The 24,166-nt window shown below is 68.6% G+C and carries 23 protein-coding genes; 7 read left to right on the top strand and 16 right to left on the bottom strand.

What is annotated here, in order from left to right:
* Window positions 1–18: 18 nt before the first annotated feature.
* Window positions 19–348, bottom strand: coding sequence for a hypothetical protein (locus LEL84_RS23280; protein ID WP_058250739.1), 330 nt, complete (start codon window positions 346–348; stop codon window positions 19–21).
* Window positions 348–1,244 carry a mycothiol conjugate amidase Mca gene (mca, locus tag LEL84_RS23275; protein ID WP_055474886.1) on the bottom strand — a complete coding sequence of 299 codons (897 nt, stop codon included), beginning with the start codon at window positions 1,242–1,244 and terminating at the stop codon, window positions 348–350. Before mca ends, LEL84_RS23280 begins: the two co-directional genes overlap by 1 nt.
* A 48-nt stretch (window positions 1,245–1,292) precedes the next feature.
* Here mca and LEL84_RS23270 point away from each other — a divergent pair, with 48 nt between their 5' ends.
* From LEL84_RS23270 to greA, 3 genes are all read left to right on the top strand, one after another.
* Window positions 1,293–1,790: a DUF4307 domain-containing protein gene (locus LEL84_RS23270; protein ID WP_055474887.1), complete on the top strand. Its 498-nt coding sequence runs from the start codon at window positions 1,293–1,295 to the stop codon at window positions 1,788–1,790.
* Window positions 1,787–2,560, top strand: a complete 774-nt coding sequence (locus tag LEL84_RS23265) for a queuosine precursor transporter (protein WP_226512886.1) — start codon at window positions 1,787–1,789, stop codon at window positions 2,558–2,560. The genes LEL84_RS23270 and LEL84_RS23265 overlap by 4 nt, the downstream gene beginning before the upstream one ends.
* Window positions 2,561–2,688: 128 nt before the next feature.
* Complete coding sequence (greA, locus tag LEL84_RS23260; RefSeq protein ID WP_004020945.1) at window positions 2,689–3,180, top strand: transcription elongation factor GreA; 492 nt, start codon at window positions 2,689–2,691, stop codon at window positions 3,178–3,180.
* A 157-nt stretch (window positions 3,181–3,337) separates the two neighbouring features.
* Here greA and LEL84_RS23255 read toward each other — a convergent pair whose 3' ends face one another.
* A complete protein-coding gene (locus LEL84_RS23255; RefSeq protein ID WP_068971446.1) occupies window positions 3,338–4,273 on the bottom strand; it encodes a type IV toxin-antitoxin system AbiEi family antitoxin domain-containing protein in 936 nt (311 codons plus the stop codon).
* A gap of 207 nt (window positions 4,274–4,480) precedes the next feature.
* Between LEL84_RS23255 and LEL84_RS23250 the strand changes: the two genes are divergently transcribed.
* Window positions 4,481–4,999, top strand: coding sequence for an SRPBCC family protein (locus LEL84_RS23250; protein WP_226512885.1), 519 nt, complete (start codon window positions 4,481–4,483; stop codon window positions 4,997–4,999).
* Between the two features lie 15 nt (window positions 5,000–5,014).
* Here the strand turns inward: LEL84_RS23250 and LEL84_RS23245 are convergent, their stop codons facing one another.
* The 6 genes from LEL84_RS23245 to LEL84_RS23220 all read right to left on the bottom strand — a co-directional run bounded on the left by LEL84_RS23245 (window position 5,015) and on the right by LEL84_RS23220 (window position 11,777).
* Entirely contained in the window at window positions 5,015–5,836 is an 822-nt protein-coding gene (locus LEL84_RS23245; protein ID WP_226512884.1) for a hypothetical protein, read from the bottom strand.
* Between the two features lie 150 nt (window positions 5,837–5,986).
* Complete coding sequence (locus tag LEL84_RS23240; protein ID WP_264186747.1) at window positions 5,987–6,637, bottom strand: AfsR/SARP family transcriptional regulator; 651 nt, start codon at window positions 6,635–6,637, stop codon at window positions 5,987–5,989.
* Window positions 6,607–6,762 (bottom strand): hypothetical protein, encoded by a 156-nt coding sequence (locus tag LEL84_RS23235; protein ID WP_226514408.1) that lies wholly within the window; start codon window positions 6,760–6,762, stop codon window positions 6,607–6,609. Before LEL84_RS23235 ends, LEL84_RS23240 begins: the two co-directional genes overlap by 31 nt.
* A gap of 28 nt (window positions 6,763–6,790) precedes the next feature.
* Complete coding sequence (gene ilvA, locus LEL84_RS23230; RefSeq protein ID WP_226512883.1) at window positions 6,791–7,990, bottom strand: threonine ammonia-lyase; 1,200 nt, start codon at window positions 7,988–7,990, stop codon at window positions 6,791–6,793.
* A gap of 49 nt (window positions 7,991–8,039) precedes the next feature.
* Window positions 8,040–11,039: a BTAD domain-containing putative transcriptional regulator gene (locus LEL84_RS23225; RefSeq protein WP_226512882.1), complete on the bottom strand. Its 3,000-nt coding sequence runs from the start codon at window positions 11,037–11,039 to the stop codon at window positions 8,040–8,042.
* A 30-nt stretch (window positions 11,040–11,069) separates the two neighbouring features.
* A complete protein-coding gene (locus LEL84_RS23220) occupies window positions 11,070–11,777 on the bottom strand; it encodes a PIG-L deacetylase family protein (protein ID WP_065629948.1) in 708 nt (235 codons plus the stop codon).
* A 163-nt stretch (window positions 11,778–11,940) separates the two neighbouring features.
* On the opposite strand from LEL84_RS23220, the gene LEL84_RS23215 reads away from it, so the two are divergent.
* Entirely contained in the window at window positions 11,941–13,047 is a 1,107-nt protein-coding gene (locus LEL84_RS23215; protein WP_226512881.1) for a class I SAM-dependent methyltransferase, read from the top strand.
* A gap of 15 nt (window positions 13,048–13,062) precedes the next feature.
* Here LEL84_RS23215 and LEL84_RS23210 read toward each other — a convergent pair whose 3' ends face one another.
* Together LEL84_RS23210 and LEL84_RS23205 are read right to left on the bottom strand one after the other, a co-directional pair.
* Window positions 13,063–14,235: a cystathionine gamma-synthase gene (locus LEL84_RS23210; RefSeq protein WP_065629950.1), complete on the bottom strand. Its 1,173-nt coding sequence runs from the start codon at window positions 14,233–14,235 to the stop codon at window positions 13,063–13,065.
* A 10-nt stretch (window positions 14,236–14,245) separates the two neighbouring features.
* Window positions 14,246–15,640, bottom strand: coding sequence for a cystathionine beta-synthase (locus LEL84_RS23205; protein ID WP_055474900.1), 1,395 nt, complete (start codon window positions 15,638–15,640; stop codon window positions 14,246–14,248).
* An 88-nt stretch (window positions 15,641–15,728) separates the two neighbouring features.
* Here LEL84_RS23205 and LEL84_RS23200 point away from each other — a divergent pair, with 88 nt between their 5' ends.
* Together LEL84_RS23200 and LEL84_RS23195 are read left to right on the top strand one after the other, a co-directional pair.
* Window positions 15,729–16,664, top strand: a complete 936-nt coding sequence (locus LEL84_RS23200; RefSeq protein ID WP_413466899.1) for an SGNH/GDSL hydrolase family protein — start codon at window positions 15,729–15,731, stop codon at window positions 16,662–16,664.
* Window positions 16,665–16,729: 65 nt separating this feature from the next.
* Window positions 16,730–17,953, top strand: coding sequence for an acetyl-CoA C-acetyltransferase (locus LEL84_RS23195; protein WP_226512880.1), 1,224 nt, complete (start codon window positions 16,730–16,732; stop codon window positions 17,951–17,953).
* 16 nt (window positions 17,954–17,969) lie between these two features.
* Here the strand turns inward: LEL84_RS23195 and LEL84_RS23190 are convergent, their stop codons facing one another.
* The 5 genes from LEL84_RS23190 to LEL84_RS23170 form a co-directional block, all read right to left on the bottom strand.
* Complete coding sequence (locus LEL84_RS23190) at window positions 17,970–18,530, bottom strand: DUF6790 family protein (protein ID WP_058250755.1); 561 nt, start codon at window positions 18,528–18,530, stop codon at window positions 17,970–17,972.
* Between the two features lie 133 nt (window positions 18,531–18,663).
* Complete coding sequence (locus LEL84_RS23185; protein WP_055474978.1) at window positions 18,664–19,530, bottom strand: Bax inhibitor-1/YccA family membrane protein; 867 nt, start codon at window positions 19,528–19,530, stop codon at window positions 18,664–18,666.
* Window positions 19,531–19,674: 144 nt separating this feature from the next.
* Complete coding sequence (locus tag LEL84_RS23180) at window positions 19,675–20,361, bottom strand: TetR/AcrR family transcriptional regulator (protein ID WP_226512879.1); 687 nt, start codon at window positions 20,359–20,361, stop codon at window positions 19,675–19,677.
* Window positions 20,362–20,416: 55 nt separating this feature from the next.
* On the bottom strand, window positions 20,417–22,687 hold the full coding sequence (locus tag LEL84_RS23175; protein ID WP_226512878.1) for an MMPL family transporter: 2,271 nt from the start codon (window positions 22,685–22,687) through the stop codon (window positions 20,417–20,419).
* Between the two features lie 53 nt (window positions 22,688–22,740).
* Entirely contained in the window at window positions 22,741–23,979 is a 1,239-nt protein-coding gene (locus tag LEL84_RS23170; protein ID WP_226512877.1) for an oxygenase MpaB family protein, read from the bottom strand.
* Window positions 23,980–24,166 lie beyond the last annotated feature (187 nt).

Raw genomic sequence — 24,166 nt, 5'->3', positions numbered from 1 at the left:
CCACTTCTACGCCTCGACTCAGGTGTCGGCGGGCCGCCGGTCGTCGGTGCCCGCGGCACTGGTGGCACCCGGGGTCCCGGGCGGGTTCGGTGCGACCGCGTCCGAACCGGCCGGGCCCGGCGAATCGGTTCCCTCGTCGAAGGCCTGGTCGGCCTCCGGGTGTTCGGCGTCGAAGGACGCGGGCAGCTTCTTCAGCTGCCGGTTCATCGACCAGATGAGGAACGCGGTCCCGACGAGCAGCAACAGGATCACGAGCAGACCTAGCGGTGAGGCCTTGCCGAACTCCGGCCCCTGGGGTTCCTGCGCCAGGACCATCAGGGTGTCGTTCACGACTGTGCTGGTGCCCATCACGCCTCGATCCCGGCGAAGAGATCGGTCTCCGGCAACGCGGTCTTGACCCGGGTCCGGGCGAGCTCGAACTCCTCCGTCGGCCACAGGCGTTGTTGCCACTCCAGCGGCACCGCGAAGAACACCCCGTTCGGATCGATCTGCGTGGCGTGGGCGCGCAGCGCGTCGTCACGCTGCGGGAAGTACTTGGAGCACTCGACCTGGGTCGTCACACGTCCCATCAGATCGCCACGGCTCGGGTCCCACTTGCTGAGCCACTCGGCGAACGGACTCTCCTGGCCGTGCCGCGCGAACTCGTCGGAGAACAGGACCATCCGGTCCCGGATGAACCCGTGGGTGTAGTAGAGCTTCGACACCGTCCACGGTTCGCCGGCGTCCGGGAACGCGTCCGGATCGCCGGACTGCTCGTACGCCGCGACCGACACCTCATGGCAGCGGATGTGATCGGGATGCGGATATCCGCCGTGCTCGTCGTAGGTGACGATCACGTGCGGGCGGAACTCGCGGACCACGCGCACCAAGGCCTCGGTGGCCTCGTCGAGCGGCACCGAGGCGAAGGAACCCTCCGGAACAGGCGGGAGCGGGTCGCCCTCGGGGAGGCCCGAGTCGACGAAGCCGAGCCATGTCTGTCGGACGCCGAGCGCCTCGGCGGCCTTGGCCATCTCCTCGCGACGGACCTCGGTCATCCGCTCTTTGATGCCCGGGCGGTCCATCGCCGGATTCAGGATGTCGCCACGCTCACCGCCGGTGAGTGTGACGACGAGCACTTCGTTGCCCTCGGCCGCATACTTCGCGGTCGTGGCGGCACCCTTGCTCGACTCGTCGTCTGGGTGCGCGTGCACCGCCATCAGCCGGAACACACCCGACTTGGGGTCGCCGACGTGGGATTCGGTCACAGTTCCTCACCTTCGGATCGCTACTCCTCCCATGGTAGGTATTGACGCGTGAACAGTTCGGATGGGGGCGCCGCAGACGCCGGTGACGCGCCGCGCGCGACACCCGACACCTTGCGACCGCACAGCGGTCCGCGCGCCACCTATCCGGAGCGTTCGGAGACCGCCTCTGGGCGTCGTCGCTGGTTCATCGCCCTGTCGATCCTGGTCGTCGCGGCCGGCGTGACCCTCGCCGTCATCGGCTACAGCAAGTTCTCGTCGGCGGACGTGACCGGTGAGGCCACCGGCTACGAGATCATCGACGGCTCGACCGTCGCGGTGCAGTTCACCGTCGAGCGTTCCGATCCGAGCCGGGCGGCTGCCTGTGTGGTGCGCGGCCGCTCCCGCGACGGCGGCGAGACCGGGCGTCGCGAGATCCTGATCCCCGCGGACTCCGCAGAACGGATCGGCGTCCGCACCGAGGTCACGACGTCGAAACCACCGGTCATCGGCGAGGTCTTCGGGTGCACCCTTGACGTGCCGGCCTACCTGAAGCCGTCGGCCTCGTGACCGCCGCGTCCACCGGCAGTGAGTTGCCGTCGCCGCTCGCCGCCTTCGCCTCCATCGGCAGCCGCTACTTCCCCCTTCTGGTCGCCGTCTTCGTCGGCGTCATGCTCATCAGCAACGTCACCGGCACCAAGGGCGTCGTCCTGTTCGACGAATGGCTGCAGGTCGATCTCGGGCCGATCCAGATGGACGGCCTGGTGACCGACGGCGCCTTCTTCCTGTTCCCGCTCGCGTACGTGCTGGGCGACGTGATCAGCGAGGTCTACGGGTTCCGTGCCATGCGCCGGACGATCCTCGCCGGGTTCGCGGTCCTGATTCTCGCGTCGTTGTGTTTCTGGTTGACCATTCACCTGCCGGCCGCCGAATTCTACGAAGGCCAGGCGGCTTTCGAGACGGTTGCCGGAGTCGTCCCACAATTCCTGCTCGCCGGATTGGCCGGTTATGTCGTGGGCGAATTCCTCAATTCCTTCGTCCTGGTGAAAATGAAGGAACGCGCCGGGGAAAATCGCCTCTGGGCGCGCCTGCTGGGTTCGACGATTGTCGGCCAGTTGGCCGACACCATCGTCTTCTGTTCGATCGCCGCCACCGCCCTGGGTATCTCGACCTGGGGAGATTTCATCAATTACACGATCGTCGGGTTCGTCTGGAAAACACTCGTCGAGGTCATCCTCATGCCTGTGACGTATTTCGTTGTGGGATGGCTGAAACGGATGGAACCGACGTATCAGGACGCTCTCGGCGCGCTGTCGCGCGGTAGTACCGATGTGCCATAGGTCTCACCACCTGGTACCCTGAACGGATACACGGCTCCGCGAGGGGTCGTGTTGCTGCATTTTCAGCAGTCCATATGCCCCTGGTGTAAACGGTCGCCCGGGGCGCGGACAACACAAAGGAGTGACCGATGACCGACACCCAGGTGACCTGGCTGACCCAAGAGTCGCATGACCGCCTCAAGAGCGAGCTCGATTCGTTGATCGCCAACCGTCCGGTCATCGCCGCCGAGATCAACGAGCGTCGCGAAGAAGGCGACCTCAAGGAGAACGGTGGCTACCACGCCGCTCGCGAGGAGCAGGGCCAGCAGGAAGCGCGTATCCGCCAGCTGCAGGAACTGCTGAACAACGCGAAGGTCGGCGAGGCGCCGACCCAGTCCGGCGTCGCACTGCCCGGTTCCGTCGTGACCGTCTACTACGACGGTGACGAGAAGGACACCGAGACGTTCCTCATCGCCACCCGCGAGGAGAGCGGCCAGGGCGGCCTGGAGACCTACTCCCCGAGCTCCCCGCTCGGTGCCGCCCTCATCGACGCCAAGGTCGGCGAGACGCGCGAGTACTCCGTGCCCAGCGGTGCCACCATCAAGGTGACCCTGGTCAGCGCGGAGCCCTACCACGGCTGATCGGACGACGAACACAACCCGGGACGGTATGACCGTCCCGGGTTTCGTGTTTTCGGGGGTTCTCGTCCGTGAGCTACCGCCGGTCGCGCGACCGGCGAACCTCGACTCGACTCCTGGACTTCGATCGAAGTCCAGGAGTCGAGTTGGGGTTCATCAGTCAAGCCGCGGTCAGTTTGTCCAACCACGGCCGGAGCAGATTGGCGAGCCCGCCGCGCTCGAGCGTTCCCCACGTCCATCGGATCACCATGATCCCCTGTGCGCGCAGCGCATCCTCCCGGCGCTTCTCCCGGATGAGTGCATCGCGCGGGCTCTCACCCTGGCGCAACAGTCGGCCGTACTTCTGTAGTCCGTCGAACTCACCGACAAGTGTTCCGTCCCAGTCGAAGTCGGTCCGCGCGTCTCCGGCGTCCGTCTGGAACGTGTGCTGCAGTCGCGGAGTCGGCAACCCGGCCTCGATCATCTGCGCCCGGCTCCACGACTCCCCGACACTCTCCGACGCACCGTCCGCATGCGCAAGGGCACGACGCGCGGTCCCCGCACCGCGCCAACGGTTCCGCGACGCGAGGATACGGGTCATCGTGGCGATGTCGGCGCCGGACGCTAGCGCGCGATCGAACACGGCCAGCGCTTGGGCGAAGTCACCGGACATCGCAACATCTACGGCGGTTCGCTCACGAGACGTGACCCTGATTCCGCCGATGTCGACCACCTCGTCGGGCGCCACCGGCCCGGCATGGACGATCCGTAACCCGTGCCCGAACCCGCCCACCTTCGACTTCTTCGTCAGATGCACGACCTCGCGTTCCGGGTGCAGCAGCGGCAGCTCGTGAACGGCTGCCGCCGAGTCGTGACTCAGGATCGACGCGTCACAGTCTCGAACAGACGTCGCGACCGCGATCGATCTCAGTCGGTACAGACGGTCACCCGGGTCCTCGGCGGACGCCTCGTCGGCCGCCAGTGCGCAGACCCCCGGGGCAAGACGAATCAGTTCGCCGCGCCGTACGGCGGCTGTCACAGCGTCGTCGTTGATGCCGAGTCGCAGCGTTGCCGTGCGGCGAATCAGCCCGTGTCTGTCGGTGGGAAAAGAGGTCATGACTTTAGGACGCACCAGGGCCGATATCGGATCCGCTTGCGAGGGTCGCTTACCCCACGACCGGCGAACCTCGACTCGACTCCTGGACTTCGATCGAAGTCCAGGAGTCGAGTTGAAGTGCACCGGTGGACCTCGACAGGAGGCCGACCCTGTTTCGACCACGCTCGCCCGGGGCTCGACCCGGAACACCGTGCTTCAATGTGACACATGGCACGTTCTCATGAGCTGGAGTCCTTCGATCTTGACTTCTTCGACGATGCGCCGGTGCGGCACGTCATCGACGTGCGTCTGCCGGTCGCGCCGGAACGCGCGTGGGCCGAGTTCACCCGTCAGCACACGCTGGACTGGTGCCGCGCGATCAAGAAGATCGAGTTCGTCTCACCGGAACCGTACGGGGTGGGAACACAACGCCGCGCGGTCCTCGGTCCCGGCTATGTGACCCTCGAAGAGGACTTCTTCGACTGGACGGAAGATCCGACGAATGGCCACTACCGCAACGGTTTCCGGGTCCTGAGGGCGAACGTTCCCGGCATCCGCCGCTTCGGCGAGGCGACCGAGATCCTGCCCGCCGATGTGGGCTGCCGACTCAAGTGGACCTTCGCGCTCGAGTTGCCCACCTCGTCGCGGGTGGTCACCGCGTTCTCCGGTCCCGCGTCGTCGACGGTCTACAAGACCATCGAGGCCGACACCCTCAAGCACTTCGCGAACCTCGAACCTGCGAAGTGAGCCGCCGGCCGGTTGTCAGGCCACCACCGCGACGGCCGCCGACGTTCGACCCGTCGTCGGCACAGGCGAGGCAGTCAGCGTGCCCCGGCCCAGGTCATCGGCGAGACGCATCAGCACGCGAACCGATGGAGACGCTTGTGTGCTCCCCGTCCACGCAGGCTCGATCGCCACGGTGAACACGTCCACGTCGACGACCGCCGGGCGTCGCCCGTCGATCTCTGCGGAGCGGCAGAGCTTCCGGTCGCGGGTCAGCACGTGCAGCCTGATCATGTCCACGACGGGCGGCGAATTCTCCCCACCGAGTGTTGTTCGCCACCAGCACAAGCCGTCGATCCCGACGTCGCGATTGTCGAGACCCGGACATCTCTTCGATGGTCGATGGCGTCCGGCGGACCTCTCGAACAAGGCGAGACCGGCGCTACCCAATGTTGGTAGGACGCGGGTGTCCACACCGCCACCCCCGGCGGTGGCTTCCTCGTTCCGCACGCCTGTGATCAGCTCGACTGCCGGGGCAGTGACCCAGTGCACCGGCGCGTCGGCGAGATTCAACACCGTCACCGCGAGCGACGAAGACCACCAGTTGATGAGGCTGAGGAGTCCGTCCGCCTTCTCGAGGACGGCCTCCCGGTCGGCGTACTCGTCCGGATCGAGATGCAGCGAGCCCTCGTCCGCATCATTGAGATCTTCGGCCAGCAGACTCGCTTCGGCCTCGAGTTCGTCCAGCCGCCGGTAGGCCTTCCGTCGTTGCTCGTGAACGTCATCCATGAGCTCGTGACGGACGCGGTGAGCAATCCGTGGTGTCCAGGCCGCCTCGGCGGAGTGTGTGCGTCGTCCCATGGCAGGCAACGTAATCCGCCCTGCCCTCGCAGCCGCACCGAGAATCCACAGCACAGACGCTCATCCACAGAACTCCTCGTGTCAGCCGCGTCGAATACACGTCGGTCGCCCGTGGACGTTCCTCGGGAGCGTTCTGCGGAACACTCCGCCTCAACGACAGCACCACGTAAGCCGACGCAAGCCCGACGACAGGCTACGGCGCACAGTTGTCGGCATGACAACGACAACCACTCCCCGGCCACCCGGGTCCGTCCCCAGCTCGGTCGACAGTCGCCGTCGGAGCCGGTCGAACACCACGAGCGCGTCGGCGGCGCGGCCTTCCCCGGCGAGCGCCCGCATCAGGGCGGTGTGTGCCGACTCGTCGAACGGGTCTCGCGCGCAGCGCTGTTCGGCGATGGATCGCGCGGTCGCGAAGTCACCTTCGGCGAGCGCGGCCGTCAGTTGCGCACCGTCGAGCGCGTCCTGGGTGCGTCGAATGCGTGCGGACAGTGTCGCCGTCGCCGGGGACCCGTCCCCGAGATCGTCTCCGGGCACGCCGCGCCACCACTGCCGGGCCCGGTCGTGGGCATCCCGGCCGCCTTCGGCGAGCAGCGTGTCGACCACGTCGAGGTCGGTGCGGCTGTTGCGCAGTCGATAACCGTTCTCGGTGCCCTCCAGAACCCCCTCGGGCAGGAGCTTGCGCAGCCGGGACACCTGGGTGTGCAACGCACTGTGCGGCGAACGCGGCGGATCGTCGGCCCAGACGTGGTCGATGAGGCGGTCCGCCGAGATCACGCGCCCGTCGGCGAGGGCGAGCGACACGAGCAGGCGTCGGGCCCGAGCCCCGGCACCGCGACGAGCCGATGGGGGCTCTCGGCGCCCACCGGGCACGCGCCGACCGCGATCGGGCCCAGCACACCGATCAGGGCGGGTCCGTCGGCAGCCACCCAGACAGGTTAGCGCCGACGTTCGCCCTCAGTCCCGCAGGAACCCCGCGTCGGCGAGGGCCCGCCGGACGTCGTGCTGGTGGTCGTGTCCGCGGGTCTCGACACTGACGGTCACCTGCACCTCGCCGAGATACAAATCGTCGGCGACGCGGGAATGGACGACGTCGAGCACACTCGCGCCGAGGTCGCGGAGCAGTTCCAGCAGTGCGACCAGTCCACCGGGCCGGTCGGAGACGGTCGCGGTCACGGTGAGGAATCGTCCGGCGGCGGTCAGGCCGTGTGTCGTCACATGGCGCAGCAGCAGCGGGTCGATGTTGCCGCCGGACAACACGACGCACACGGTCCCGGACAGCGCGAGCCGACCGCTCACCGCCGCCGCCACCGCCGCGGCACCGGCAGGCTCGACCACCAGCTTCGCCCGCTCCAGCATGAGCAGCAGCGCGGTGCTCAACTCTTCCTCGCTGACCGTGACGATCCGGTCGACGAACTCGGAGACGTGCGCGAACGGGACCTTCCCGGGTGTCGCGACGGCGATGCCGTCGGCCATGGTGTTCATCGCCGCGACCGGTGTCGGCCGCTTCTCGGCGAGGGACGTCGGCCAGGCCGCGGCCTGCGCCGCCTGCACGCCGATCACCTCGACCTCCGGTCGTCGCAGACGCGCCGCCGCGGCGACGCCGGCGAGCAGCCCACCGCCGCCGAGTGGCACGAGAATCGTTGACACGTCCGGGATCTGCTCCAGGATCTCGACGCCGACCGTCGACTGTCCGGCAACGATGTCGAGATGATCGAACGGGTGGATCAGAGCCGCGCCCGTCGTATCGGCGTGACGCTGGGCCTCGACGAGCGCCTCGTCGACGGTCGATCCGGCGAGCACCACCTCTGCGCCATAGGCTTTCGTCGCGGCGATCTTCGGCAGTGCGGCTCCGACCGGCATGTAGACCCGTGAGGCGATCCCCAGTTCCGATGCCGCCCAGGCGACTCCTTGCGCATGATTGCCAGCACTGGCCGCGACGACCCCGCGGGCACGTTCCCCCACCGACAACCGCGAGATACGCAGGTACGCGCCGCGTGGCTTGAAAGATCCGGTGCGCTGCAGGTTCTCGCACTTGAGCCACACCTGCGCACCGCTGCGCTCGGACACCACCCGCGACGCGATCGTCGGGGTCCGCCGGATCACGGACGCGAGCTCGTCGGTGGCGCGGTCGACGTCGTCGGCAGTCAGCAGCATGCGACCAGTATCGGCCATCCCCGGCCGGCGGGAACCACCCGAGGAGACGTCATCGCGCCGCCGAGCTCCCGCGGTCGTCCGGCGACGACTCCCCGATCTCCCGGAGTTCGCGCATCGCCCGGTCGAGCACGGCTCCGGTGTCGGCGTGCACCATGTTGTCGGCGTGCACCAGGTCCCCGGACGCACGGTCCGCGACACCTCTGCGTGTGTCGAAGGCCGCGGCGGGATCGAGATCGGCACACTCGACGAGCAGGTCGGCCACCTCGATGCGCCCCCTGGCACGCAGCAGGGTGGCGGCGTCGCGCGCCGTGGTCCACAGCTGTGTCGGCTGCCCGCTGTCGCGCCATGCCCCGAGCAGGACGACGTAGGCCTCGGCTGCACGCGGTACGTCGCCGACGCGGACGAGACACGCCGCCCCGCCGACACGAGCGACCCCGACGATGAACGTCGCCCCGACGCCGGCGGCCCGTTCGTGGGCGCGTTCGTAGAGCGCGAGCGCGCTGGACGGATCGTGCGCGGACAGCAGCTCGCCGTGAACGTAGTCGAGGAAGGCGTGCTGCGACGGCCCCGCCGACGCGTCCAGCGTCGACCGGGCCTCGCCCAACAGCCGGGCAGCCACGCTCGAGTCCCCGGAGTACGACGCGGCGAGCGCCGCAGACGCGAGAAACGCCGACCCCAGGGACGGGTGGGTGCCGCAGCGGGTCCATTCCCGCACCGCCACCGCGAAGTCGCCACGGAAGTGCGCGACCGCCGCCCTGGCCGCCCGCGCACCGACCAACGCGGGCGCATCCGGATCCGGTGGCGCCCCGGAGGCATCGGGACGTAAGGCAGCGGTCGCGAAGTCGACGGCGAGGTCGAACTCGCCGACGAGTCGCGCGGCCTCGGCCGCCGCGGACAGCATCTCGGCGCGATCGGGATGACCGTCGAGCCACGCCGAACGCGCCGATTCCATGGCCCACGTCCACAATTCGGTGAGGTTGCGCCACGTGCTGATCAGCGACAGCGAGGTCGTGATCGACACGAGTACGTCGACGCGTTCGCGCGCCAGGGCCAGGTCCCGCGCCGACCGGAGGTTGTCCATCTCGGCATGGAGACATTCATTCGCCTCGAACTCCGCGACGCCGAGCCACTCGTCGCCGATGTCCCGTACCGTTGCGACGCATTCGTCGAGGAACCGGTCCTCGGCCACGGCGAGCGCGCCCGCACGGTCGAGGTGATCGAGCAGATGGGTCCGGATGAGATGCAGGAGACGGTATCTGCCGTCCGACGCATCGGCGACGAGCAACGAGCTGTCGATCAGGCGGTGCAGGGTCCCCACCGGATCGAGCCCGCCGTCACCTCGCACGCCGATGCCCCCTGCGCCGATGACCTCCGCTTCGACGCTCCGCGCGACGGATTCGAACGTGCGCAGCGACACACCGCCGGGAAACGGTGCGAGGGAGGCGAGTACGGCTTGATCGACCACGGTCAGCCGTCGAAACGACACATCGATGCTGCTGCGGAGCGTCAGCCGCCGTTGGTCGACGGGTGCGGTTCCCGTCGCGAGATCGAGTGCACCATCGAGCATTCGGGCCACTGCCGACATCGGCATCACGGCGGCCTGACGCGCCGCCAGCTCGATGCCGAGCGGGAGTCCGTCGACACGGCGCACGACGTCGACGAGGTCCGCGAGCTCACGACTCGACACCGCGAAGTCCGGATTGCGCCGCAGCGCGTGCTCGACGAACGCGCGCACCGCAGGCTGCCGGGCGACCGCGTCGACGTCGTCGATGCGAGTGGGGAAGGTCAAGGGCTGCAGACGCAGGACGTACTCGGCGGGCAGGGAGAGCACGACTCGGGAGGTGGCCAGGATCCGCACTGCGGGAGCTAGTTCGACGATCGCCGCGACCAATTCGCGACAGGACGACAACACATGTTCGCAGTTGTCGAGGACGAGCAGGAGCGACCCATCGACGGCGCGTGCGATCGCGTCCACGGAAGCACCCACCCCGACCTCGAGACCCAGGGTGGACACCACCGACGGGAGGACGCGGTCGGCTCGCGCGACCGCGGCAAGGTTGACGACGACAACGGCGTGCCCGGGAAACACCGCGGGGTCGGCGGCGACGTCGAGCGCGAGACTGGTCTTGCCGACGCCGCCCGTACCGGTCAGGGTCACGACCCGATGCGCCGACAACAGCCGGACGATCTCGGCGCGTTCTCGCTCCCGCCCCACCAGAGGCCCGGCCGGCGGAGCAGGTCGACGCCGCGAGGTCACTCCGGGTCCCGGATTCGTCTCGGCCTGACAGAATTCGGAGCCCGCCGCCACCCGCTGCTCGAGCGACGCGAGGGCAGGACTCGGATCGAGACCCGTCCGCTCGCGCAACCGGTCGCGGAACTCCATCGCGACCGCCATCGCATCGCCGACCCGCCCGTCGGCGGCGAGTGCGCGGATGAGCAGTCGTGTCGAACTCTCGCGCAGCGGCGCGGACGCGACACCGGCCCTCGCCGTCGCGGTCGCGCTCGGGTCGCGGCACTCCACCAGCGCTTCGACGTGAGTGTCGGCGAGCCGGTTGTGGAGGTCCTCCAACGCAACGCGTTCGGTGTCCAGGTCGGGGATGCCGGCGAACTCGCCGAGCGGCTCGCCGCGCCAGAGTTCGCGGGCCCGGACGGTCAGACGGAGACGCTCGGCGGGATCGGGCGTGTCGGCGGCGGATGCGAGCAGGTCGCGCACGATCGTCACGTCGACGACGGAAACCCGGAGCCGGTAGCCGTCGGGGCGTCGTTCCAGCAGATCCGCGTGGGGGGCGAGATGACGTCGTAGCCGGGACACCAGATTGTGCAGTGCGGCAACCGGTTCCCGCGGCAGGTCGTCGCCCCACAGCGCGTCGACGAGCCGCCCGGTTCCCATGCCGTGCCGGCCGGCGACGGTCAACAGCGCGAGCAGGGCGCGGCGTCGTTCCCCGGGAACCGCGACCTCAACACCGTCGACCCGCAGCCTCAGCGCACCCAGCAGGCCGACCTCGACCGCGGGCCGCACGTGCCCGTCTTCGGTTTCGCGCACCACCATCCCGATCGTCGCTCTCTGTTTTCCGACGGCCTATGCAGGATGAGCGTAAATCTCCACCGACACCCATGTTCGATATCGCTCGAGGCCGATCGCCGCGGCCAGGTCCGCGGTCTGCGAGCGCTGAGCCAGCAGGGCTCGCACCTTACGGTCCAGTTCGGCCCCGTCGAGATCGATCCGCAGCGCGACCATCTCCTCCGGACACTGGCGCGGCCCGCCCAGCGCCCACATGTCGAACTCACGGGCGAGGTCGAACTCGATCCCCCGCCCGGTGCCCACCGGGTGGAGGATTCGCGGGCAGGTCGACGAACGGTCGACGGCGAGGCGGACCCACCGGTTGACGGTGCGGTGGTCGGGGTGCCCGGTCACGCCGTCGGGTCCGAAGGTCAGGACGGTGTCGGGTGACACGTCGTCGAGGAGGGTGGTGATGCGTCCGACCGGGCCGCTCTCGTCGATCGCCGCCAGTGAACCATCGGGTAGGTCCAACCAGTGGTGCTCGTGGACGCCGAGCTCGATGAACGCTTTCTCGAGCTCGCCGCTCCGGACCAGGGCGAGCTCCGAACGCTCTGCGGCGGTGGCGTTCTCGTCGGCCGCTTCCCCGCGGGTCGCGGTCACGCACACCACGCGCCCACCCGCATCGCGGACGGCGGCCATCACGCCGCCGGCGAGGTAGGTCTCGTCGTCGGGGTGAGCCCAGATGGACATCACGGTGCCCAGGTCGCTGATCTGTGTTGTTCTCATGCGTCGACGGTCTCCGAGCCCGCTGTCACGGGGCTGTCACCATCGGCTCACCGCGCAACGGGTCGCGGTCGAGTCATGACAGCGCCGCGACAGGACCCCGGCGCACGCTCGGTGCACACGCCGCCCGGCGTGGTTCCGACATCGCACACGAGAGGCTCGTCCCATGACCACCACACACGCCGACGGTTCCGACACCGCGATCGACCTCGCCCGGGTCGAGGCCTTCGCCGGCCAGGTGAGCGCCGATCTCACCCATGCCTATCACTCGATCAGCACCCACCTCGGCGACCGCCTGGGACTGTGGCGGGCGCTGGCGCAACTCGGTTCGGCGACGAGCGCCGAGCTCGCCGAACGCTCGGGACTCGCCGAACGGTATGTGTACGAATGGCTGTGCGTGCAGGCCGCGGCCGGATACGTCCTGCTCCACGACGGCGGCGATGACGCCGCGAATGGCCCAGAGGTGTTCGTGTTCCCCGCCGAGCACGCGATGGTGCTCGCCGAGGACAACAGTCCGTCGGCGATCGTGGCCGGCTTCGAGGTCGCGGCCGCGGTGTGGTCCTCGGTCGACCAGCTCGCGCATGCGTACGCGACCGGCGACGGCGTGCCCTGGCACGCGCACGATTCCCGGCTGTTCTCCGGCGTCGAACGGTTCTACGGCACGATCTACCGCGCGTCGCTGCTCAGCGAGTGGGTTCCGGCGATCGACGGCCTCGAACAGCGCCTCACCGACGGCATCCGCGTTCTCGACGTCGGGTGCGGGTACGGGGTCCCCACGATCCTGCTCGCCGAGGCCTTCCCGAACTCCACGTTCGTCGGTGTGGACAGCCACGAGGAGTCGGTCCGGCGCGCCGAAGCAGCCGCCCAGGCAGCCGGGGTCGACGACCGGGTCCGCTTCGAGGTGGCGACGGCCCGATCGTACGACGGTGACTACGACGCGGTCATGATCTTCGACGCCCTGCACGACTTCGGTGATCCGATGGGCGCGCTCGCACACGCCCGGTCATCACTGCGTCCCGGCGGTCAGGTGATCGCCGTCGAGCCGCTGGCGCACGATACGCTGGCCGAAAATCTGACCAATCCCGTTGCGCTGCTGTTCTACTCGGGTAGCTCATACCTCTGCGTGCCGCACAGCATCGCCGACGGCACGACCTCGCTGGGCGCCCAGGCCGGCCCCGCTCGACTGCTCGACGCCTTCCGGGCGGCCGGTCTGACCTCGGCGCGAGTCGCGGCGACCACTGCGTCGAACCTGCTCCTCGAGGCGCGGGTCTGACGGCGAGCCGAGTCCTCAGCGCAGCGCGTTCTCCAGGTCCCCGAGGAGGTCGTCGATGTCCTCGATACCGACCGAGAGCCGGACGAGGTTGGCAGGGACCTCGAGGAGCGATCCGGCGGTCGAGGCGTGCGTCATCGCACCGGGGTGTTCGATCAGCGACTCGATGCCGCCGAGCGATTCGGCGAGTGTGAACACCTCGGTGCGGGCGCAGAACTCCTTGGCGGCGTCGAGCCCGCCCTTGACCAGCACCGACACCATGCCGCCGTAGCGCTTCATCTGCTTGCCCGCGACCTCGTGGCCCGGGTGGTTCGACAGACCCGGGTACAGGACGGCGTCGATCTTGTCGTGGCCGCTCAGGTAGTCGACGACCTTCTCCGCGTTGTCACAGTGCCGGTCCATCCGGACGCCGAGGGTCTTGATGCCGCGCAGGGTGAGGAATCCGTCGAACGGTCCGGGGACCGCCCCGGCGCCGTTCTGCAGGAACGCGAACGCCTCGTCGAGCTCCTCGCTGTCGGTGACCAGTGCGCCGCCGACGACATCCGAGTGCCCGCCCAGGTATTTGGTCGTCGAGTGGAGCACCACGTCGGCGCCCAGGACGAGCGGCTGCTGCAGGTACGGCGAGGCGAAGGTGTTGTCGACCACGAGCTTCGCGCCGGCCTCGTGCGCGACGGCGGCGAGGGTCTCGATGTCGCCGACGTTGAGCAGCGGGTTGGTCGGCGTCTCGGTCCAGACCAGCTTGGTCTCCGGCCGGATGGCGTCGCGCACCGCGGCGACGTCGGACACCGGGGCCACCGAGTAGGTGATCCCCCACTGGCTGAACACCTTGTCGATGAGCCGGAAGGTCCCGCCGTAGGCGTCGTTCGGGATCACCAGATGATCGCCCGGCCGCAGCGTCGAGCGCAGCAGGCAGTCGGTGGCCGCCATGCCAGAGGCGAAAGCCCGTCCGTAGGTGCCGCTCTCGAGAGCGGCGAGATTGGCCTCGAGGGCGCGTCGGGTCGGATTGCCGGTGCGCGCGTACTCGAAGCCGTCGCGCAGCCCGCCGACACCGTCCTGGGCGAAGGTCGAACTGGCGTAGATCGGGACGTTCACCGCGCCCGTCTGGGGATCCGGGTCGTAACCGGCATGGATGGCGCGGGTCGAGAAGCCTTGCCAGCGAACCGAATCCGCGGCACTGCGTCGTTCACTCACGGTGATGCTCCTATCCGACGATCGGGTGGCTCGACACGAAGGCGAGCAGGTCGTGGCGCGTGATCACGCCGATGGGCTTGCCGTCCTCGACGACCATCAGCGCATCGCAGTCGCCGAGCGCCTTGGTGGCCGCCGACACCGGTTCGCCGGAACCGATGAGCGGGAACGGCTCCCCCATGTGTGCCGACACCGGGTCGGCGAGGCTGGCACGACCTTCGAAGACCGCGCTGAGCAGGTCGCGCTCGGTGACCGCACCCGCGACCTCGCCGGCCATCACCGGCGGCTCGGCGCCGACGACCGGCATCTGCGAGACGCCGTACTCGCGCAGGATCTCGATCGCGTCGCGCAGGGTCTCCTGCGGGTGGGTGTGCACGAGGTCGGGCAGGGCGCCGGTCTTGCCGCGCAACACATCTCCGACGAGGGATTCCTTGGTGTTGGCGTCCAGCGGCGTCCGTAGGAAGCCGTAGCTGCTCATCCACTGGTCGTTGAAGATCTTCGCCATGTAGCCGCGGCCACCGTCGGGCAGCAGCACGACGACGACGGCGTCGGGTCCCTCGCGTTCGGCGACCTGCAGGGCCGCGACCACCGCCATCCCGCACGAGCCGCCGACGAGCAGCCCTTCCTCGCGGGCGAGACGCCGGGTCATGTCGAACGAGTCGGCGTCGGAGACCGCGATGATCTCGTCGGGGATGTCCGGGTCGTAGGCCGACGGCCAGAAGTCCTCCCCGACACCCTCGACGAGGTAGGGGCGCCCGGTCCCGCCGGAGTACACCGAACCCTCGGGGTCGACGCCGACGATCTTCACCGAGCCGCCGGACACCTCCTTGAGGTACCGGCCGGTGCCGGTGATGGTGCCGCCGGTGCCGACGCCGGCCACGAAGTGCGTCACCTTGCCGTCGGTGTCGGCCCAGATCTCGGGACCGGTGGTCTCGTAGTGACTCTGCGGACCGGCCGGGTTCGCGTACTGGTTGGGCTTCCACGCACCGTCGATCTCGGTGACCAGGCGGTCGGAGACGCTGTAGTAGCTGTCCGGGTGGGACGGCTCCACCGCGGTCGGGCAGACGACGACCTCGGCACCGTAGGCGCGCAGGACGTTGCGCTTGTCCTCACCGACCTTGTCCGGGCACACGAACACGCACTTGTAGCCACGCTGCTGGGCGACCAGCGCCAGGCCGACGCCGGTGTTTCCCGACGTCGGTTCCACGATGGTCCCGCCCGGCTTCAGCTCACCCGAGGCCTCCGCCGCGTCGATCATCCGCACGGCGATGCGGTCCTTGCTGCTACCACCGGGATTGAGGTACTCGACCTTGGCGGCGACCAGGCCCGATCCGGGTGAGGTCACCGAGTTCAGCTTGACCAGCGGGGTGTTGCCCACCAGGTCGACGACGTGATTGGCGATGCGCATGTGTCCATGGTCCCAGAGCCACCGCGAACAGCGACACCCGGCCGCTGCCCCAGTCAGCAGATCCCGCTGAACGCCTAAACTGGCACTCGTGTCCGGTTCGAGTCGTCGAGGAATCGTCCCCGCCAGGATCGTGCGCGACGTCGGCGCCACCGCGGCCGCGACCGCGGGCGCGGCCGGCGCCGGCTGGGCCGCCTACAACCTGTTGAACAGTCAGGCCGCCGAGGCCCGCGTGGTGATCCCGCACCGTACCGACAACGCCCCGGACGGCGACGGCGTGTACCGCCCCGACGGCACCAGCGCACGTTTCACCCGGGACACCGTGTACGACCTGTATCTCGTGGTGTTCGGGGACTCGACCGCGGCCGGACTGGGTGCCGAGACCGCGGACGAGACGCCAGGAGTCCAGATCGCCCGCCGCGTGGCCGCGGAGACCGATCGGGTGGTCCGCTACGCCAACAAGGCCATCGTCGGCGCGACGTCGAAGGGGCTCGCGGCCCAGATCGAGGCGATGTTCGTCCATCACGAGCGACCCGACGTGGCCGTCATCCTCGTCGGCGCCAACGACGTCACCGCCCGCAACAGTCCGCTCCCGTCGGCGCGGCGGCTCGGAGATGCCGTCCACGCACTCGTCGACGAGGGCGCGAAGGTCGTCGTCGGCACCTGCCCGGATTTCGGCGTGGTGACCGCGATCCCCCAGCCCCTGCGAATGGTGTTGCGACGCTGGGGACTCACGCTGGCCGCCGCGCAGCGATCGGCGGTCCGGGCCGCCGGGGGGCGGCCGGTCCCACTGGCCGACCTGCTGACCGAGGAGTTCCTCGCGCGCCCCGAGCACATGCTGTCGCCCGATCGATTCCACCCGTCGGCCGCGGGGTATGAGCTCGCCGCCGACATCCTGGTGCCCGAGGTGCTCGCCTCGATCGGCGAGTGGGGTCCGACGCCGCTACCCGAACCGCCGAAGGTGTCCGAGGCCGTCGAAGAAACACGGTTCGTCACACGTCTCAGGAGACGTCTGACACGTCGGTGACCAGCCACGACCCGGGCTGACCGACCTCGTGACCAAGCAGATGCTTGGTGCGGTAGTTTCGAGGTATGCCTGAAGCCGTCATCGTCGCCCACGCCCGTTCCCCGATCGGCCGCGCCGCCAAGGGATCCCTCAAAGACATCCGACCCGACGAACTGTCGCGCCAGATGGTCGAAGCCGCGCTCGCCAAGGTGCCGGAGCTCGACCCGGCACTGATCGAGGACATCCACTGGGGCATCGGCCAGCCCGGCGGACAGGGCGGTTACAACATCGCCCGGGTCATCGCGGTCGAGCTGGGTCATGACCACATCCCCGGCGTCACGGTGAACCGCTACTGCTCGTCGTCGTTGCAGACCACCCGGATGGCGCTGCATGCCATCAAGGCCGGCGAGGCCGACGTCCTCATCTCCGGTGGCGTCGAGAGCGTGTCGAGCTTCGGCATCTCCGGCGGCGCCGACGGCGCACCGAATTCCAAGAACCCGCTGTTCGACGACGCCATGGCCCGCACCGAGAAGGCGGCCGCCGGTGACGCCGGCATCTGGCACGATCCGCGCAAGGACGGGGTCATCCCGGACGTGTACATCGCGATGGGCCAGACCGCCGAGAACGTCGCCTCGTTCACCGGCATCTCCCGCGAGGACCAGGACAAGTGGGGCGTGCTGAGCCAGAACCGCGCCGAAGAAGCCATCAAGTCCGGTTTCTTCGAGCGGGAGATCGACCCGGTCACCCTGCCCGACGGCTCGCTGGTCACCACCGACGACGGCCCCCGCGCGGGCACGACCTACGAGAAGATCTCGCAGCTCAAGCCGGTCTTCCGCCCGGACGGCACGATCACCGCGGGCAACGCGTGCCCGCTCAACGACGGCGCCGCGGCGCTGGTCATCATGAGCGACACCAAGGCGAAGGAGCTTGGCCTCACCCCGCTGGCGCGCGTTGTCGCCACCGCGGCCACCGGCCTGTCGCCGGAGATCATGGGGCTCGGTCCGATCGAGGCGATCCGCAAGGTGCTGCGGGCCTCGGGGATGTCGCTGTCGGACATCGACCTCGTCGAGATCAACGAGGCCTTCGCCGTGCAGGTCCTCGGTTCGGCCCGTGATCTCGGCATCGACCACGACAAGCTCAACGTGTCGGGTGGCGCCATCGCCCTGGGTCACCCGTTCGGGATGACCGGCGCCCGCATCACGACCACCCTGCTCAACAACCTGCAGACCCGCGACAAGACCTTCGGCATCGAGTCGATGTGCGTGGGTGGCGGTCAGGGCATGGCCATGGTCCTCGAGCGCCTCAGCTGATCACTGCTGGAGCGCCTCAGCTGAGCGAGGCCGTCTCCGTCTCGTCGACACCCCTCGCCGCGTTCGGTCCCAGGACCGCGACGCTGCGGGGGGTCGTTCGTCGGTACACGAACCAGGCGATGACGACGGCGCCGACGATGTAGATCTCGGCGGGGATCGCCCAGACGTTGTTCGTAGCGGTGTTGTCGTGGATGTAGTACTGCGAGATGTGACCGGCGAGGTCTCCCCCGTAGCTGATCGCCAGTGCCCACACGGCGGCGTCGAGCCATCCGCCACGATTGCGCACCCGGTAGCAGAGCACGCCGAGCACGCCCACGGCGATGTCGTTCCACCCCAGCTCCCACTGGAACATGGACGGGATGAAGTCCGGCCCGATGCCCTCGGCGATCTCGGGGGCGTTCGGGCCGACGTGGCCGACCCCGGCGAGGATGCCGAATGCGCCGCCGGGGACGAGTATCCAGAGCAGCACGAGTTCGGCTGCGCGGCCGACGGTGCGTCGTCGCGTCGATCGGTCCACCAGTATGTGTACGACGGCGCCGATGATCATCAGCGCCAGCTGGATCAGAAAGAACACCATGTCCGCACGGTAGAACCGCGGTGATGGGGTTGTTCCCGCAAACGCACCGGGTGGCACACTTTGTCGCCAACCGACCCTGACGCGACAGTGGCCCCGCACCTGCCGAGGTGCGGGGCCACTGTCACATGACCGACTAGTCGGAGTTGAAGTAGGTCAGCAGACGCAGGATCTCGACGTACAGCCAGACCAGGGTGACGGTCAGGCCGAGTGCCACGCCCCAGGCGGCCCGGTCGGGTGCGCCCGCGCGGATCAGGCGATCCGCGGCGTCGAAGTCCAGCAGGAAGCTGAACGCGGCGAGGGCGATGCAGACCAGCGAGAAGATGATGGCGATCGGGCCACCGTCGCGCAGGACTCCGGCCTCACCGGTGAACAGACCGATGACCAGGTTGCCGAGCATCAGGACCAGGACGCCGATCATGCCGGCGAACAGCATGCGGGTGAAGCGCGGCGTCACGCGGATGGCGCCGACCTTGTACACGAAAAGCATGCCGAAGAACACACCGAAGGTGCCGAGGACGGCCTGTCCGATCAGCGCACCGGCCGAGGTGTCGCCGGCAACTGCCCAGTTCGCGAACACGAACGAGATGGCACCGACGAAGAGGCCTTCGAACGCGGCGTAGGCCAGCACGATGGCCGGGTTGTCCTGCTTGCGACCGAAGCTCGCCACGAGGACGAGCACGAGACCGGCGATGGCGCCGACCAGCATCAGCGGGGTGGCGAGAGCTGCCTGGGCGGCCTCGGTGGCGCGGCTGCTGATCGCGAAGTACGTGGCAGCGGCGGCCAGCGTCAGCACTCCGAGCGTGATCGCGGTCTTGGTGACGACGTCGTCGATCGTGAGCTGACGAGTGGCCGGCGGTGCCGGCTGGGTGTAGGGGTCAGTGGCCTGACCGAACTGGTTGGCCGCGGCGCCGGCGCCGGCCATGCCGGCCCCGAAACCCGCGTATCCGGATTGATTGTCGCGGACCACGCCGCGCATCACCGGATTGCTGCTTTCTCGCACGAAGCGCTCCTTCATCGGTACGGATGTCTGCCGTCTCAACGTCGGGCCGTTTCTGAGAGTTCCCTGACGGGAGCTCGCAACGACCGAGTCGACGTCGACTTTACCGACTCTTGACCCTTCTGTCGTCAGACACCCGCCACCGGGTCAGTTCACCCGGTCGCGCAGCGATCTCAACCGGCGGCCCACTGCGGTCTGATCGATGCCGCCGTCGGTCGCGAGCGAGGCCCGGCCCAGGCACATGGCGGTGAGCATGGCTTCCGCACGCGCGAAGTCGTCGCCCCAGGCGAGACCCGGTTTGGCGAGCATCAGCGACGCGATCCCGTGGGCGGCGGCCCAGAACTCGAGAACGATGTCGGCGATCTCGGCGTGATCGAACACCCCGTCGTCGGCCAGCTCGGTGACGGTTCCGGCGAACCGCGAGTACGCACTGGCGGCGAGTACCTCGTCGACCTTCGACGGATGCCCTTCGGGAGTGGGTTTGCCGAACGCCACGCGATAGAGCACCGGGGTAGCGACGGCGAAGCGGACATAGGCCATCCCCTGGCCCAGCGCTCGTTCTAAGGCGTCGTCGACGCCTTCCGATGCGGCGGCCATCTCGTCGTCGAGACGCTCGAAGTAGCGGGCGCACACGGCGTCGAGCAGGGCTTCCTTGTCGGCGAAGTGCAGGTAGATCGATGGCGGTGTGACCCCCACGCGGTTGGCGACCGCGCGAATCGACATCGCGGTGTCGTCGCCGTTCTCGACCAGCAACTCACCGGCGGCCTCGATGATCTCCTCCGCGAGGATCTCTCCGGACCCGCGCGGTGATCTCGCTCGTCTACGTGTCGTCACTGCACTCCTGCACCTGTCCCGCCGTTGTTCGTCCGCCGTTATGACGTATTCGGTGTCAGACCCTCGTCGGCGCGGTGTCCGGCGCCGCTTTCTCGGGACGCCCGACCTCCGGAGCCTCCTCGGACAACCCGATCCGATCATGTAGCCGTCGCAGCGGACCCGGCGCCCACCAGTTCGCCCGCCCGGCCAGACGCATGAAGGCGGGGACGAGGAACATGCGGATGATCGTCGCGTCCATCAGGACCGCCAGGGTGAGACCGACCCCGAACATCCGCATGAACGAGACCTCTGACGCCGCGATGGCGGCGAAGACGATGCTCATCAGCAGGGCTGCCGCCGTGATGACCCGGCCGGTCCGGGCCAAGCCCAGGGCCACGGCATGGTCGCTGGCCGCGCGCGTCCGGTCCGATCGCAACCACTCCTCGCGGATCCGTCCCAACAGGAACACCTCGTAGTCCATCGACAGGCCGAACGCCACGCAGAACAGCAGCACCGGCATGGTCGCGCTGAGGGTGCCCGTGGCGGTGGTCCCCAAACCTCCGAGGTGCCCTTCCTGGAAGAACCAGACCATCGCGCCGAACGTCGCCGACAGCGACAGGATGTTGAGGACGAGCGCCTTCAGCGGCAACACGACGCTCCCGGTGAACAGGAACAGCAGCACGAACGTCGCGATCGCGATGAGGCCGAGCACCCAGGGCAGATGCGCGTAGATCGACCCGACGGTGTCGTCGGTGGCGGCGGCGAGCCCGCTGAACAGGGTCTCCGTTCCCGCCGGCGGCGGCACCGCCCGCAGCTCGTCGAGCTGGGCGATCCCCGACTCGCTCATCGGGTCGCGGTCGGTCGACACCTGCAGGACGTGTACGTCGCCCCGGGTGTCGTCCGGGCTGCCGGGCGCGGCCGGCGCACCCCGGACGAACGTCCCCGCCGACGACCCTGCGGAGTTGACATCTCCGACCGTCGACAGGGCGCGGGTGTAGTCGGCCAGGGCCGCATCGTCCACCGGCCCCCGCACGACGACGGTGACCGCTGCGGACAGGTCGTCCTCGAAGTCGTCCCGGATCTCCTGCTGGATCGCGTGCGCGCTCGCCGACTCCGGTAACACCCGATCGTCGGGGAAACCCAGCTTCATCGACAGGAACGGCGCACCGAGTACCAGCAGGAAGACCGTGACGACCGCGGCGACCGGCAAGGCGTGGCGCAGCACCCACTGGACGAGCCGGTACCACCAGGTGTCCTCGGGTTCGACGGGCCGCGCCGGCGGCAGCCGAAGCAGGCGCCGGAGCGGCTTCCGGGCGTCGAACGCGTCGATGCGATCACCGAGGAGCATGAGCACGGCCGGCGTGAGGACGAGCGCCGACACCGCGGCCACAGCCACGACGCCGAGACCCGCGAAGGCGAAGCTGCGCAGGAAGTACTGCGGGAACAGCACGAGCGCGCTGAGCGACAGGGCGACGGTCACCGCGGAGAAGGCGACCGTCCGCCCGGCCGTGGCCAGGGTCCGGACGATCGCGTCGGGCCGGCTCAGACCGTGTCCGACCTCTTCCCGGTAGCGCGTCAGGATCAGCAGCGTGTAGTCGATCGCGAGCGCGAGACCCAGTGCGGTGGTGAGGTTGAGCGCGAAGACCGAGACGTCGGTGACCGATCCGATCGCGCGGAGCAGCGCGAAGGTGAGGATGATCGAGACGATGCCGATGCCGACCGGGACGGCCGCCGCGAGCAATCCGCCGAAGATGAAGATCAACACGATGAACGTGATCGGGATCGCGATGGCCTCGGCGACGAGGAGATCGGACGCGGTCTGGTCGTTGACCTGTGCGAAGACCATTCCTTGACCGCCGACCTGCACGGTGATCCCGTCGCGGTCACCGGCCAGGGCCTCGGCGATCTCCTCGGCGTGCCCCGGCGCCGAATTCTCGCCACCGTCGAGCGAGGCGATGATCAAAGTCGACGTCCGGTCGCGACTGACGAGCGCGGAGTCGAGCGCCGGATTGGCCCACACCGAGAGGATCTGGTCCTGCACGTACTGATTGCGATTCAGGTCGGCGACGATGTCCTCACCGACCGCTCGGGCCGTCGGGTCGCGGGAGATGTCGACTCCGTCGGGACCGTCCAGTTTGAGCACGACCTGGACCCCGCCGCGGTTGAACGTCTCGTCGAGAGTTCTCTCCGCCCGCGCCGACCCCGAGTTCGGATCGCTGTACCCTCCGGCCAGCAGATGTTCGGCCGCGGTGGCGCCGTACGCGCCGCACACCACCAGCAGGATGAGTGCACCCAGCAGCACTCGTTTGGGCATGGATATGACCAGCCGTGTCAATCTGACCAGCATGCGGACCCCTGTCGCGTCGGTCGACTTTACGGCGTTAAGTTATCAGCAGTAATTTAGGCGGTCAAGGACGATTCCGAGACGTGCGGCATGCCGAGTCCGCGTCGGACCGTTCGCAGTTCGCGCTCGATCACCGTCGACTCCGATCCGAGCAGTCCGGTCGCCCGCGCGATCTCGCGCAGCCTGACGGCGGGCCGTGCGACATCGACGAGATGGTGCAACGGCGTCCGGCGCAGACCCATCCGCCGGGCGACCGGGCGCTCGACCCATCTGGTGCTGATGGCCGAGAACGACGACATGAGCAGGGGTCTGGTGATCGCATCCACCGCGGAGACCAGCAACCCCGGCACCGGAATCGGCGCGGCCCCGTGCACGACGCGCGGAAGGTCGTACCCCTCGCGAAGCAGCGCCTTGATCAGCACCTTCGACGAATCGTCGGGCTGCAGCTCGAATTCGCCTGCGATACGGAACAATTCGCTCGACGACTCGTAACTCGGCGGCAGGAGGTCGTCGTCGACCCCGATGACCCAGCCGATCCAGCGCCACAGATGTGTGATCGCCTCACATTCCGCACTGCTGTAGTGGATCCCGAAATCCCGTGCGACGACGAGAGGTAGAGCCAGGAAGCCGCACGAGATGGTCATCACGGCATATGTCTGGTTGATGGGTGCGCCCCACTCCCCTTCGTCCCAGGCCCCGGCGTCGTCCGTCGGATCGCCGCCGAGCGGGTGCCGCAGGACGTCGCGGATGTAGGCGTGTAGCAGCCGAATACGAAGCGTCGCAGCCCAACCGGGACGGCCCGGGAGCATCGATCCGGGCGTGGTCGCCTCGGCGACCCAGCGGGCCGTCGACTCGACCCGATCACGTGTCCCCGATCCCAGCCGGCCGGTGGCCACCAGCGGACGGACGAACCCCTGCGCCTTGAATCCGTAGATCAGCGATTGATACAGCGTCGACGACTGCAACGTCCCGAACCGCCACCAGGCGCGGGCGCCGGCCTCCGCCCAGGCCGGGTCGAACCACGGAGGTGGGGTGCTCGCGACCTGCAACAGATGCGTCATCGAGGCGGGCATCTCGAGCTGTTCGACATCGGTCTCCTCCTCGGCGGAGGTGTGCGCTTCCAAGAGCGCGACCAGTGTGGAGAAAGAGATTCCGCGTTCTCTGGCCTCGACGATCACCGCGTCGGCGAGCGGATCACCCTGCGTCAGACCCGCCTCGAGGCGCTCGACGATGGCGGGATGCCGCCCTCGGACGGCCTCCCAATTGCGTGCCCCGGTCACCGCTGCCGCGTCCATGCCCCATGATCACCCCGGCGACTGGGCCGGTCAAGGACGGCTGACTCCCAGACGTCGACTCGACTGCCAGACCTCGATCGAAGTCTGGCGGTCGAGTTGACGTCTGTCGGTGGCAGCGCCGGACGAATTCGGACACGCTGCCGCGGCTGACTATGCTCACCGTGGGGACCGTCGTCGAGCGGACCCT

Origin of the sequence: Gordonia sp. WA4-43 (genome assembly GCF_020520305.1) — a bacterium.
In the GTDB taxonomy this organism is placed as follows: Bacteria; Actinomycetota; Actinomycetes; order Mycobacteriales; family Mycobacteriaceae; genus Gordonia; species Gordonia hongkongensis.
This window is presented reverse-complemented; position numbering and strand designations above follow the sequence as displayed.

What these genes read in the sequence shown, in the direction of transcription:
- LEL84_RS23220 (WP_065629948.1), bottom strand. Translation starts at nt 11,777, where the DNA reads ATGAGAACAACACAGATCAGCGACCTGGGCACCGTGATGTCCATCTGG.
- LEL84_RS23170 (WP_226512877.1), bottom strand. Translation starts at nt 23,979, where the DNA reads ATGGACGCGGCAGCGGTGACCGGGGCACGCAATTGGGAGGCCGTCCGA.
- ilvA (WP_226512883.1), bottom strand. Translation starts at nt 7,990, where the DNA reads ATGCTGCTGACTGCCGACGACGTCGACCGCGCCACCGACGAGCTCGCG.
- LEL84_RS23190 (WP_058250755.1), bottom strand. Translation starts at nt 18,530, where the DNA reads ATGGTGTTCTTTCTGATCCAGCTGGCGCTGATGATCATCGGCGCCGTC.
- LEL84_RS23175 (WP_226512878.1), bottom strand. Translation starts at nt 22,687, where the DNA reads ATGCTGGTCAGATTGACACGGCTGGTCATATCCATGCCCAAACGAGTG.
- LEL84_RS23205 (WP_055474900.1), bottom strand. Translation starts at nt 15,640, where the DNA reads ATGCGCATCGCCAATCACGTCGTCGACCTGGTGGGCAACACCCCGCTG.
- greA (WP_004020945.1), top strand. Translation starts at nt 2,689, where the DNA reads ATGACCGACACCCAGGTGACCTGGCTGACCCAAGAGTCGCATGACCGC.
- LEL84_RS23225 (WP_226512882.1), bottom strand. Translation starts at nt 11,039, where the DNA reads ATGGTGGTGCGCGAAACCGAAGACGGGCACGTGCGGCCCGCGGTCGAG.
- LEL84_RS23255 (WP_068971446.1), bottom strand. Translation starts at nt 4,273, where the DNA reads ATGACCTCTTTTCCCACCGACAGACACGGGCTGATTCGCCGCACGGCA.
- LEL84_RS23215 (WP_226512881.1), top strand. Translation starts at nt 11,941, where the DNA reads ATGACCACCACACACGCCGACGGTTCCGACACCGCGATCGACCTCGCC.
- LEL84_RS23195 (WP_226512880.1), top strand. Translation starts at nt 16,730, where the DNA reads ATGCCTGAAGCCGTCATCGTCGCCCACGCCCGTTCCCCGATCGGCCGC.
- LEL84_RS23245 (WP_226512884.1), bottom strand. Translation starts at nt 5,836, where the DNA reads ATGGGACGACGCACACACTCCGCCGAGGCGGCCTGGACACCACGGATT.
- LEL84_RS23250 (WP_226512885.1), top strand. Translation starts at nt 4,481, where the DNA reads ATGGCACGTTCTCATGAGCTGGAGTCCTTCGATCTTGACTTCTTCGAC.
- LEL84_RS23280 (WP_058250739.1), bottom strand. Translation starts at nt 348, where the DNA reads ATGGGCACCAGCACAGTCGTGAACGACACCCTGATGGTCCTGGCGCAG.